At 72.6% G+C, this 11,265-nt stretch carries 10 protein-coding genes; 3 read left to right on the forward strand and 7 right to left on the reverse strand.

Annotation, left to right across the window (positions count from 1 at the left end; translation table 11 throughout):
- Position 1 precedes the first annotated feature (1 nt).
- From ACFWU3_RS11555 to hrcA, 5 genes are all read right to left on the reverse strand, one after another.
- Complete coding sequence (locus ACFWU3_RS11555) at positions 2–673, reverse strand: hypothetical protein (RefSeq protein ID WP_384434690.1); 672 nt, start codon at positions 671–673, stop codon at positions 2–4.
- Between the two features lie 130 nt (positions 674–803).
- The gene (locus ACFWU3_RS11560; protein WP_384434693.1) at positions 804–1,547 is read right to left on the reverse strand and encodes a 16S rRNA (uracil(1498)-N(3))-methyltransferase; all 744 of its coding nucleotides are present in this window, start codon (positions 1,545–1,547) and stop codon (positions 804–806) included.
- Positions 1,547–2,617 carry a nitronate monooxygenase gene (locus tag ACFWU3_RS11565; protein ID WP_384434696.1) on the reverse strand — a complete coding sequence of 357 codons (1,071 nt, stop codon included), beginning with the start codon at positions 2,615–2,617 and terminating at the stop codon, positions 1,547–1,549. The genes ACFWU3_RS11560 and ACFWU3_RS11565 overlap by 1 nt, the downstream gene beginning before the upstream one ends.
- A 78-nt stretch (positions 2,618–2,695) precedes the next feature.
- Complete coding sequence (gene dnaJ / locus ACFWU3_RS11570) at positions 2,696–3,832, reverse strand: molecular chaperone DnaJ (protein WP_313946382.1); 1,137 nt, start codon at positions 3,830–3,832, stop codon at positions 2,696–2,698.
- Entirely contained in the window at positions 3,833–4,858 is a 1,026-nt protein-coding gene (hrcA, locus tag ACFWU3_RS11575) for a heat-inducible transcriptional repressor HrcA (RefSeq protein WP_384434699.1), read from the reverse strand.
- Positions 4,859–5,021: 163 nt separating this feature from the next.
- On the opposite strand from hrcA, the gene ACFWU3_RS11580 reads away from it, so the two are divergent.
- On the forward strand, positions 5,022–5,744 hold the full coding sequence (locus ACFWU3_RS11580) for an MBL fold metallo-hydrolase (protein WP_384434702.1): 723 nt from the start codon (positions 5,022–5,024) through the stop codon (positions 5,742–5,744).
- A 9-nt stretch (positions 5,745–5,753) separates the two neighbouring features.
- On the forward strand, positions 5,754–6,563 hold the full coding sequence (locus ACFWU3_RS11585; protein ID WP_384434705.1) for a DUF3097 domain-containing protein: 810 nt from the start codon (positions 5,754–5,756) through the stop codon (positions 6,561–6,563).
- A 40-nt stretch (positions 6,564–6,603) separates the two neighbouring features.
- Here ACFWU3_RS11585 and hemW read toward each other — a convergent pair whose 3' ends face one another.
- Positions 6,604–7,845: a radical SAM family heme chaperone HemW gene (gene hemW / locus ACFWU3_RS11590; RefSeq protein ID WP_384434708.1), complete on the reverse strand. Its 1,242-nt coding sequence runs from the start codon at positions 7,843–7,845 to the stop codon at positions 6,604–6,606.
- 99 nt (positions 7,846–7,944) lie between these two features.
- Positions 7,945–9,909 (reverse strand): SpoIIE family protein phosphatase, encoded by a 1,965-nt coding sequence (locus tag ACFWU3_RS11595; RefSeq protein WP_384434711.1) that lies wholly within the window; start codon positions 9,907–9,909, stop codon positions 7,945–7,947.
- Positions 9,910–10,025: 116 nt separating this feature from the next.
- On the opposite strand from ACFWU3_RS11595, the gene ACFWU3_RS11600 reads away from it, so the two are divergent.
- Positions 10,026–11,265, forward strand: a 1,240-nt coding sequence (locus ACFWU3_RS11600) for a HAMP domain-containing protein (protein ID WP_384434811.1), incomplete at its 3' end; no start/stop codon positions are given.

An 11,265-nucleotide genomic window follows, 5' to 3' on the forward strand; every position in this document is an offset into this window, starting at 1 on the left:
GTCACTTCCCCGGCGGGCGGGCCGTCTCGGTGACGGTCACCGTGACGGTGACGGCAGGCCGTGGGTCGGAGCCGGGAGGAGTCGGACGGGGCGAACTGCTGGGCGGGGCCGAGCAGTTGCCGAGGACGGTCGCCTCGAAGACGACCTTGCCGTCCACCCTGGCCATGAGATCGCCTCGGACACACCGGCCCGAACGCTCCTCGGTCACCTTGCCCTTGAGCGTGATCTTCTGTCCTGCCTCGGTCTCGCCCTGGCAGTCGACGGTGGCGGCACCCGTCCTGCTGGGCGACGGCGAGGAGTTGCCCGCGTCGTCGAGGGTGGCGGTGCAGCTGAGCCAGCGCACGTCGAAGCCGATGCGCTCCAGGGTGCTGGTGCCCGTGCGGTCCGTGGTGACGGACACGGCGACGGAACTGAGTCCCCCGGTCGCCGGCTCACAGGCCACCAGGGCGCCGACCGCCGTGCCCGCGACGGCGATCGCGGCGAGCGTGCGCCGCAGGCGCGCCCGGCCGGTGCGGCCGGTGCGGCCGGGCTCCGCGCCTCCCGTCGGGCTAAGTGCCGTCCTGCGCCGTGTCGTTCCGTGCGGTCTGGTTCCGTGCGGTCGGGTTCTCCGCAGTGCCGTTTCCCGCAGTGCCGTTTCCCGCAGTGCCGTTTCCCGCAGTGTCATTCCCCGCATGAAGCGAGACTGGCACCGGCGGACGGGAAGCAACAGGGCGGTTGCGGTCAATCGCCGCTTTCGGGTACGGCGTCGGGATCTCTCCCGCCGCGCACGAGCGGCCGCCCCCACGACCCGCGCACCAGGGCGGTCAGCCCCAGCGCCCCGTCCGGCCCAGCAGCAGCGCCGTCGCCGCCGTGCCCGCCGTCGAGGTGCGCAGCACACTGCGCCCCAGCCGGTACGGCTTGGCCCCCGCCTCCGCGAACGCCGCGAGTTCCTCCGGGGACACCCCGCCCTCGGGGCCCACGACCAGCACGATCGACCCCTCGGCCGGCAGCTCGGCGGTGGCCAGCGGTTCCGCGCCCTCCTCGTGCAGCACGGCGGCGAAATCCGCTGTGGCCAGAAGTGCCGCAACCTGCTTGGTCGTTGCTGCGTCCGCGACCTCCGGGAAGCGGAGCCGGCGCGACTGCTTGCCCGCCTCGCGCGCGGTGGCCCGCCATTTCGCCTGCGACTTCGCGCCCCGCTCACCCTTCCACTGCGTGATGCAGCGGGCGGCCTGCCAGGGCACGACCTCGTCGACGCCGGTCTCCGTCATGGTCTCGACGGCGAGTTCGCCCCGATCGCCCTTGGGCAGCGCCTGGACAACGGTGATACGCGGCGCCGGCTCGTTCTCGACCGGGAGGTCCCGCACCTCCACCTCCAGCCGGTCCTTGCCCTCGGTCCGCACCACGACACCGGCCGCCCCGCGCCCGAGCCCGTCGGTGAGCACGATCTCCTCACCCTGCTGGAGCCGGCGTACGGACACGGCGTGCCGTCCCTCGGGACCGTCCAGCACGACGGCGGAGCCGGCCGCGACCCCCTCCAGGGAGTCCACCAGGAAAACGGGTGCGGTCATCAGGAGGCGTCCAGGGCGAGCGCGGCGCGCGCGGAGTCCAGCTCGGCGGCCAGCACCTCCACCAGCTGCGCGGCCGGCAGCTCACGGGCCAGCCGGTGCCCCTGCCCGGCCCACAGCGCCATGCCCTGGGCGTCGCCGGCCTTGGCCGCCGCCTTGCGCAGCCCGCTGGTCAGATGGTGCACCTGCGGATACGCGGCGGGGGCGTAGGGCCCGTGCTCGCGCATGAAGCGGTTGACGAGCCCGCGCGCCGGCCGCCCCGAGAAGGCACGGGTCAGTTCGGTACGGACGAAGAGGGGGTTGGTCATGGCCTGCTTGTGCAGGGCGTTCGCGCCGGACTCGGGGCATACCAGGAACGCGGTGCCGAGCTGCGCCGCCGCGGCACCGGCGGCGAGCACACCGGCGATCTGACCGCCGCGCATCAGTCCGCCGGCCGCGATCACCGGCAGCGGAACGGCCTCGCGGACCAGCGCGACGAGGGTGAGCAGTCCCACCCCGCTGCCGTCGGCCGCCGGGTCGTCGCGGTGCGTGCCCTGGTGACCGCCGGCCTCGACGCCCTGGACGCACACGGCGTCCGCGCCCGCCCGCTGCGCGGCCTGCGCCTCCTCGGGCGAGGTGACGGTGACGACGGTGAAGGTGCCGGCCTTGGCGAAGGACTGGAGCACGTCCCGCTTGGGGCAGCCGAAGGTGAAGGAGACGACCGGGACGGGGTCGTCGAGCAGGATCGCGAGCTTGGCCTCGTACCCGTCGTCCAGACCGGAGTCCGGGTCGCCGAGCGGTGTCTCGTACCAGGCCGCCTCACCGGCGAGCTGGTGCCGGTAGACCTCCACGGCGGCGGGGTCGGTCGCACCGGGCTGCGGCATGAACAGATTCACGCCGAAGGGCCGGCTCGTGAGCCCGCGGATCTGTTTGATCTGCTGGTACATGCCGTCCGCGGTCTTGTATCCGGCGGCCAGGAATCCGAGGCCGCCGGCCTCGGACACGGCTGCGGCCAACTGCGGGGACGACGCGCCGCCCGCCATGGGGGCCTGCACGATCGGATACCGGCAGAGATCGGTCAGTGCGGAGGACATGCACGCATGGTGCCACGTCGGCCCCGCCCCGCCGAATCGGACCGGACGCGGCCCCGGACACCGGGGCCGCGTGCGGTTCTACCGTCCGTTGAACGCGTCCTTCAGCCGCGAGAACAACCCCTGCTGCCCCGGCTGGAACTGACCGGTCGGCCGCTCCTCGCCGCGCAGCTTCGCCAGCTCCCGCAGGACCCGCTCCTGCTCCGGGTCCAGCTTCGAGGGCGTCATCACCTCGACGTGGACGATCAGGTCGCCCCGACCGCCGCCGCGCAGATGTGTGATGCCCCGGCCGTGCAGCGGGATCGACTGTCCGGACTGCGTGCCCGGGCGGATGTCGACCTCCTCCATGCCGTCGAGCGTCTCCAGCGGCACCTTGGTGCCGAGGGCCGCCGCCGTCATCGGAATGGTGACCGTGCAGTGCAGGTCGTCGCCGCGCCGCTGGAAGACACCGTGGGCCAGCTCGTGGATCTCCACGTACAGGTCGCCGGCGGGGCCGCCGCCGGGGCCGACCTCGCCCTCGCCCGCGAGCTGGATCCGGGTGCCGTTGTCGACACCGGCAGGGATCTTCACGGTCAGCGTGCGGCGCGAGCGGACCCGGCCGTCTCCGGCGCACTCCGGGCACGGGGTCGGGACGACGGTCCCGAAGCCCTGGCACTGGGGGCACGGCCGGGACGTCATGACCTGGCCCAGGAAGGACCGCGTGACCTGCGAGACCTCACCGCGGCCGCGGCACATGTCACATGTCTGCGCCGAGGTGCCCGGCGCCGCGCCCTCGCCCGAACACGTCGTACAGACGACGGCCGTGTCGACCTGGATGTCCTTCGTGGTGCCGAAGGCCGCCTCGTTGAGGTCGATCTCCAGCCGGATCATCGCGTCCTGGCCGCGCCGCGTGCGCGACCTCGGCCCTCGCTGCGACGCCGTCCCGAAGAAGGCGTCCATGATGTCCGAGAAGTTCCCGAAGCCACCGGCGCCGAAGCCTCCGGCGCCACCGCCGCCCGCCTGGGACAGCGGGTCGCCGCCGAGGTCGTAGACCTGCTTCTTCTGCGGATCCGAGAGGACCTCGTAGGCCGCGTTGATCTCCTTGAAGCGCTCCTGCGTCTTCGGGTCCGGATTCACATCCGGGTGGAGTTCACGCGCAAGCCGGCGGAAGGCCTTCTTGATCTCGTCCTGGGATGCGTCTCGGCGCACGCCGAGTACGGCGTAGTAGTCCGTGGCCACTTACGACTCCGCCAGGATCTGTCCGACGTAACGTGCCACTGCGCGTACCGCTCCCATCGTTCCGGGGTAGTCCATGCGGGTCGGTCCGACCACGCCGAGTTTGGCAACTGCCTCGTCGCCCGAACCGTAGCCGACCGAGACGACGGACGTGGAGTTGAGGCCCTCATGGGCGTTCTCGTGACCGATCCGTACGGTCATGCCCATCCCGCCCGACTCCTTGGCCTCGCCGAGCAGCTTGAGCAGCACGACGTGCTCCTCCAGCGCCTCCAGCACCGGCCGGATCGTGAGCGGGAAGTCGTGTCCGAAGCGGGTCAGATTGGCGGTGCCGCCGATCATCAGCCGCTCCTCGGTCTCCTCGACCAGGGTCTCGAGCAGAGTGGACAGCACCGTCGTGACCGTGCCGCGGTCCTCCGACTCGAAGGATTCCGGCAGGTCCTGCACCAGTTGCGGCACATCCGCGAAACGGCGCCCGACGACCCGGCTGTTGAGCCGGGCCCGCAGGTCCGCGAGCGAGGTGTCGCCGAAGGGCGCGGGGCAGTCGATCATCCGCTGCTCGACCCTGCCGGTGTCCGTGATCAGCACGAGCATCAGCCGGGCGGGCGCCAGGGAGAGGAGCTCCACGTGCCGGACGGTGGACCGGGTCAGCGACGGGTACTGCACCACGGCGACCTGCCGGGTCAGCTGCGCGAGCAGCCGTACCGTACGGCCCACGACGTCGTCGAGGTCGACGGCCCCGTCCAGGAAGTTCTGGATGGCGCGGCGCTCCGGCGACGACAGGGGCTTGACCCCGGCCAGCTTGTCGACGAAGAGCCGGTAGCCCTTGTCCGTCGGGATGCGGCCGGCACTGGTGTGCGGCTGGGCGATGAAGCCCTCGTCCTCCAGCACCGCCATGTCGTTCCGGACCGTGGCCGGCGAGACGCCGAGATTGTGACGCTCCGTGAGCGCCTTGGAACCCACAGGTTCCTCGGTGCCGACATAGTCCTGGACGATCGCGCGCAGCACCTCGAGTCTGCGTTCACTGAGCACCGCGCACACCTCCAGCTCTGGTTCCTCGGTGGCTGCTTGGCACTCCCCGGGTCCGAGTGCCAGCAATCCCCGTGCCAGTGTACGGCCGTGGGGTACGGCTCTAGCAAGGCGGCCGACCAGGCTACCGCGCGCCTTTGCTGGTCGTTGCCAGTAGCGTCGCGTTATGAACGTCCGTTGGGAAGACTTCGGCTGGGAGCATCTGGCCGACGGGGTGGGGCGACGCAGGTTGCCCGTCTGGGACGCGACCGTGGGGCTGGTCGCCGGTGACGAGGGCGTCCTGCTGTTCGACACGGGGTCCACGCTGCGTGAGGGCGTGGAGCTGCGCACCCAGGCGGAGGCGCTGCTGGGCGGCCGCAGAGTGACGCATGTCGCACTGAGTCATCCCCACTTCGACCATGTTCTGGGGACGGCCGCCTTCTCCGCGGTGGAGGTCTTCGGCGCGGTCGCCGTCGATGTCGTCCTGCGCCGGGACCGTGACGAGCTCCGGTCCGATGCCGTACGGCACGGCGTGGCGCCGGACGATGCCGCCGAGGCGACCGATCTGCTGGTCGCGCCGCAGCATGTGGTCACCGGAGAACGGACGCTGGACCTGGGCGGACGCCAGGTGCTGCTGGCCAATGTGGGCCCCGGGCACACGGGCCACGACCTGGCGCTCCTCGTGCCGGGCGACCGGGAGGTGGTGTTCTGCGGCGATCTGGTGGAGGAGTCCGGGGAGCCGCAGGCCGGCCCGGACGCGATGCCGTCGCGCTGGCCGGCGGCCCTGGACCGGCTGCTCGCGCTCGGCGGTGAAGACGCGCTGTACGTCCCCGGGCACGGCGCGGTGGTGGACGCGGCGTTCGTCCGCGCACAGCGTGACGTGCTGGCGGAGCGCTTCGGGGTGTCGTAGCGTCGCCGAATGCGCAGCTACAGCCCCGATCTGACGCCCCCTTGGAAGAAGCCCTCCGCCGTGCCGGAGGTCCCCGCCGACCGGGATCTGGTCGTGGAGGAGGTCACCACCGGTTTCTGCGGCGCGGTGATCGGCTGCGAGGCCGGGACGGTGACCCTGGAGGACCGCTTCGGCAAGCACCGGGTCTTCCCGCTGACCGCGCGGGGCTTTCTGCTGGAGGGCCGGGTGGTGACGCTGGTCCGTCCCGGCGCGGGCGCGCCGGCCGCTCCGGCCCGCACGGCCTCGGGATCCGTCGCCGTGCCCGGCGCGCGGGCCAGGGTGGCGCGGGCGGGCCGCATCTACGTCGAGGGCCGCCACGACGCCGAGCTGGTGGAGCGGGTGTGGGGCGACGACCTGCGCATCGAGGGCGTGGTGGTGGAGTACCTGGAGGGTGTCGACGACCTGCCCGCGATCGTCGCCGACTTCGCGCCCGGGCCCGACGCCTGCCTCGGCGTCCTGGTCGACCATCTGGTCCCGGGGTCCAAGGAGTCCCGCATCGCCGCGTCGGTCACGGACCCGCACGTGCTCGTGGTGGGCCATCCGTACATCGACATCTGGGAGGCGGTGAAGCCGTCGTCGGTGGGAATCGCGGCGTGGCCCGTCGTCCCTCGGGGCCAGGACTGGAAGACGGGCGTGTGCCGCGCGCTGGGCTGGCCCCCGAACACCGGCGCCGCCTGGCAGCACATCCTGTCCCGGGTGCGGTCCTACCGCGATCTCCAGCCGGAGCTGCTGGGCCGGGTCGAGGAGCTGATCGACTTCGTGACGCTGCCGCCGGAGTGAGCGGCGTGGCCGTCCACGGGGGCGGCGGGACAGGGGCGGGTCAGTCCACCAGGTCCCGGACGACTCCGTCCGCGAGCAGCCTTCCCCGCAGCGTCAGCACGGCGGAGCCAGCCTCGTAGGCCGCGGGCTCCAGCAGCCCGTCCGCCAGGGCTTTGCCCGCCGCCGCCAGCCCCGCCGGCTTCAGCAGCGACAGCGGTACGCCGTCCCTCAGCCGCAGCTCCAGCAGGATCCGCTCGACGCGCCGGTCCTCCGCCGACAGGAGTTCGCGGCCCGCTCCGGGCGAGCGCCCCTCGGCCAGCGCCGCCGCGTAGGCGCCGGGGTGCTTCACGTTCCACCAGCGCACCCCGCCCACATGGCTGTGCGCTCCGGGGCCCGCGCCCCACCAGTCGGCGCCGCGCCAGTACAGCTCGTTGTGCAGACAGCGGCCGGCCTCGGAGGTGGCCCAGTTGGAGACCTCGTACCAGGAGAAGCCCGCCTCGGACAGCACGGAGTCCGCGATGAGATAGCGGTCCGCGTGCACGTCGTCGTCGGTCATGGGCACCTCGCCGCGCCGGATGCGCCGGGCCAGCTGGGTGCCCTCCTCCACGATCAGCGCGTACGCCGAGACATGGTCGGGTCCCGCGCCCACCGCGGCCGCGAGCGACGCGCGCCAGTCGTCGTCGCTCTCGCCGGGCGTGCCGTAGATCAGGTCGAGGTTCACATGGTCGAAGCCGGCGGCGCGGGCCTCCGCGACGCAGGCCTCGGGGCGTCCGGGTGTGTGCGTGCGGTCCAGCACCTTCAGGACGTGCTGCCGGGCGCTCTGCATACCGAACGAGATCCGGTTGAATCCCCCGGCCCGCAGCTGCTCCAGATACTCCGGACCGACGGACTCGGGATTCGCCTCGGTGGTGATCTCCGCGTCGTCCCCGAGTCCGAACTCCTCCCTCACGGCGCCCAGCATGGACACCAGGTCGGCGGCGTCCAGCAGCGTCGGCGTACCGCCTCCGACGAACACCGTGCTGACCGGCCGCGGATCGTCGCCGAGCACCTTGCGGGCGAGGCGCACCTCGTCGGCGAGGGTGGCGGCGTAGTTGTCGCGGGAGGCCAGTACACCGCCCGAGCCGCGCAGCTCGGTGGCGGTGTAGGTGTTGAAGTCGCAGTAGCCGCAGCGCGTCGCGCAGTACGGCACATGCAGATAGAAGGCGAGTGGCCGGTCACCGGCGCCGTCGAGGGCGGACGCCGGGAGCGCCCCGTCCTCGGGCATGGGCTCACCATCGGGCAGTATGGAAGGCATGCCCCCCATTGTCCGTCACCGGTGCGAAAGCCCGGACCGCGCGCCGGGCGGGGGCTCCGGGGACAGGGGCCGTGCCGTCCAGGCAGGTCACCGCACCGGAGGCGTACGTCACCGCACCTGGAGCACGAGCAGCGCCAGATCGTCGCCCAGCGGGGTGTCCGAGAAGTCGTGCACGGCCTGCCTGATCCGCTCGCCGACCCCTTGCGCCGTCAGTCCCGCGCATCCGGCGAGAGCGGTGGCCAGTCCGTCACCGTCGTCGAACATCCGCGCCCCCGAGCGCCGCTCGGTCACCCCGTCCGTGACACAGAGCAGCGTGTCACCGGGCTCCAGGTCGAAGGTCTGGCTCTGGTACGCGACCTCCTCCACGACCCCGAGCAGGACCTGCGGCTCGGCGACCGTGTGCACCCGCCCGTCGGGCCGCAGCACCAGCGGCAGCGGATGCCCCGCACTCGCCAGCGTGCACCGCACGCCCCTGCCGGAGGGCAGCGGCACGAGCTCGCCGTACAGCAGGGACAGGAAGCGGGCCTGCGGCCCTTCCGGCACCGTCTGGCCGCCGGCCGCGGCGACGAGCAGCGCGGTCGCCTCCGCCGCTTCCATGGCGTCGTCGAGGAGGAGTCCGTTCAGCCGGTCGAGCACCTCGCCGACCTGGTAGCCCTCGCGGGCGAGCAGCCGCAGCCAGGGGCGGGCGAGTCCGGTGACGACGGCCGCCTCGGGGCCGCTGCCCTGGACGTCGCCGAGCATGAAGGACCAGCGGTCACCACTGCCGGCCGGGAAGATGTCGTAGAAGTCGCCCCCGGCGACGCCGTCGTCGCCGGGCTCATAGACGAGGAAGCGGTCCACGCCGGGGATCTGGCCCACCTTGCGGGGCTGGAGGCCGCGCTGGAGGACCTTGCTGATGGTGGCCTGCCGGGTGTACTGGCGGGCCGCGCCGATCGCGAGGGCCACACGCCGGGCGAAGTCCTCGGTGAGGGCCGTCACGTCGTCGGGGAGGCGCGAGAGGCCCTGCCGGGCGAGCAGCAGGGTGCCGAGGCCGCGTCCGCCCGCGACGAGACGGTAGGCGAGTGCGGCGCCACCGGCCGCGCCCGGCTCGCGCCCGCTGGGCCACGGGATCGGCACCGGCCCGCCGATCGTGCCCTCGGGCAGCATGGGCGGCTCCTCGACGAGCGCCGTGCGCAGCTGCTCGATCCGCGACTCGTCGGTGTGCCAGACGCGGGCGAGCCGCTGCACGGGGCCCGAGGGCCCCTCGCCGCCGGCGGCGGGGCGGCCGGACTCCCCGTCGAGCCAGATCGCGCACCAGTCGGCGAGCCGCGGCACCAGCAACTGGGCCGCGAGCGCGGCCACCATGTCCTCGTCGAGCTGCCCGGCCAGCAGGTCGGATGCCTCGGCGAGGAAGGACAGCGCGCCGCGCCCCGCCAGGCTCTGGTCCGCGCGGTCGTCACGGGCGAGGGACACGCGGGGCGCGGGCGCCAGGATCTCGGCGGCCCGCAGACCGCGGTCGATGGCCGCTTCGGCGCCGGCCAGCGCGAAGGTGTCCCAGCCGTCGACGGGCAGTCGCGCCCAGACGGTCTTCAGGGCGGAGAGATAGGTGATGCCCCAGCGTTCGGCGAGTGCGGCGACGAGGTGCAGACCGCGTCCGTACTCGGGGGTGCCCGAGCGGTCCGTACCGGCGTGGGGCTCGCTGCTCACGGCCCTGGCGGGGTGGTGGTCGGAGACCTCGATCACCAGGGCGGCGGCCTCTCCGTCGGCCGACGGGTCGAGGCGGCACAGGAGTTCGACGGCGGTGCCCGCGTGCACGACGGCGTTGGTGACGAGTTCACTGACGATCACGACGGCGTCGTCCGCGAGCCGGTCGGTGCTGTGCCCGCCGGGCGGGCAGCCGCCCGGCGTACCCCGGCAGTAGGCGCAGGTGGCCAGGAGGCCGAGGGTGGTCCAGTCGGCGAGGGCCGCCCGGACGAATCTGCGGGCGGCCGAGGGGGCATGGGGGTTCCCCGGCAGGCTGGTGCGCGTGACCGACCGCCCGTCATCCCTGAACGGGTAGAACGGAGTTGAGCGGTGGACGGTTTCGCGCTGCATCGGAATGGACCCCACAGTCCGGCTCCCGGTCGGTTCTCACAATGCGCCGCTTCTGACACCGACAGAGTGACAGACTGAGCCTGCCCATAAGCGCCGAGTCACCGAAGTGGGCGGATATGAACAGAGACCTCGTGCCGCCGCCCGCATCCCCGGCCACCCCGCCGCATGCCAGGGCGCCGGACGACGGCGGCTGGATCCGGGCGTCGGAACTGCGCCCGCTGCTGGCCGCGATGACGTCGCTGCGCGACGGCGACTTCCGCGTCCGGGTGGCCGAGACGCACGAAGGCATGTCGGCGGAACTGGCCGCGGTGTTCAACCAGATCGCCGTGCGCAATCAGCACTTCGCCGACGAGCTGACGCGGGTACGCAGGGAAGTCGTCCGTCACGGGCGGCTCGACGACCGGCTGGCGGCGAGCCCCGGCCAGGGAGCCTGGACCTCGGGGGTGACCTGGACGAACTCCCTGCTGGACGCCCTCGTCGTGCCGGCCGCGAACGCCACGCGTGTCCTGGACGCGGTGGCCGGCGGCGATCTCACCCAACGGGTCGATCTGCACGACGGGAACCGCCAGTTGCGGGGCGATCTGCGCCGGCTTGGCCGCGCGGTCAACAAGATGGTCGACCAGCTGTCGCTGTTCACCGGCGAGGTCACGCGGGTCGCGCGCGAGGTCGGCACCGAGGGCAGACTCGGCGGCCGCGCCAAGGTCCAGGGTCTCTCGGGGAGTTGGCGGGACGTCACGGAGGCCGTCAACGCGATGGCCTCCCGGCTCACCGCACAGGTGCGCGACATCGCCGCGGTGACCACGGCGGTGGCGCGCGGCGACCTGACCCGTACGGTGACCGTCGAGGCGACGGGCGAGCTGCTGGAACTGAAGCTCACCGTGAACACGATGGTCGACCAGCTGTCCGCCTTCGCGGACGAGGTGACCCGCGTGGCGCGCGAGGTGGGCACCGAGGGCCAGTTGGGCGGGCGGGCCCAGGTCCGGGGCGTGTCCGGGGTCTGGAAGGACCTCACGGACAACGTCAACTTCATGGCGTCCAACCTCACCAGCCAGGTCCGCAACATCGCCCAGGTCACCACCGCCGTCGCCAACGGCGATCTCTCCCAGAAGATCACCGTCGACGCCCAGGGCGAGATCCTCGAACTCAAGTCGACCATCAACACCATGGTCGACCAGCTGTCCGCCTTCGCCGACGAGGTCACCCGCGTCGCCCGCGAGGTCGGCACCGAGGGCAACCTCGGCGGGCGGGCCCAGGTCCGCGGCGTGTCCGGGGTCTGGAAGGACCTCACGGACAACGTCAACTTCATGGCGTCCAACCTCACCAGCCAGGTCCGCAACATCGCCCAGGTCACCACGG

This window comes from Streptomyces sp. NPDC058685 (assembly GCF_042714725.1).
In the GTDB taxonomy this organism is placed as follows: Bacteria; Actinomycetota; Actinomycetes; order Streptomycetales; family Streptomycetaceae; genus Streptomyces.

Coding starts and splice junctions, on each gene's coding strand:
- ACFWU3_RS11595 (WP_384434711.1), bottom strand. CDS start 9,909: ATGCAGCGCGAAACCGTCCACCGCTCAACTCCGTTCTACCCGTTCAGG.
- ACFWU3_RS11565 (WP_384434696.1), bottom strand. CDS start 2,617: ATGTCCTCCGCACTGACCGATCTCTGCCGGTATCCGATCGTGCAGGCC.
- ACFWU3_RS11555 (WP_384434690.1), bottom strand. CDS start 673: ATGCGGGGAATGACACTGCGGGAAACGGCACTGCGGGAAACGGCACTG.
- ACFWU3_RS11580 (WP_384434702.1), top strand. CDS start 5,022: ATGAACGTCCGTTGGGAAGACTTCGGCTGGGAGCATCTGGCCGACGGG.
- hemW (WP_384434708.1), bottom strand. CDS start 7,845: ATGGGGGGCATGCCTTCCATACTGCCCGATGGTGAGCCCATGCCCGAG.
- ACFWU3_RS11585 (WP_384434705.1), top strand. CDS start 5,754: ATGCGCAGCTACAGCCCCGATCTGACGCCCCCTTGGAAGAAGCCCTCC.
- ACFWU3_RS11560 (WP_384434693.1), bottom strand. CDS start 1,547: ATGACCGCACCCGTTTTCCTGGTGGACTCCCTGGAGGGGGTCGCGGCC.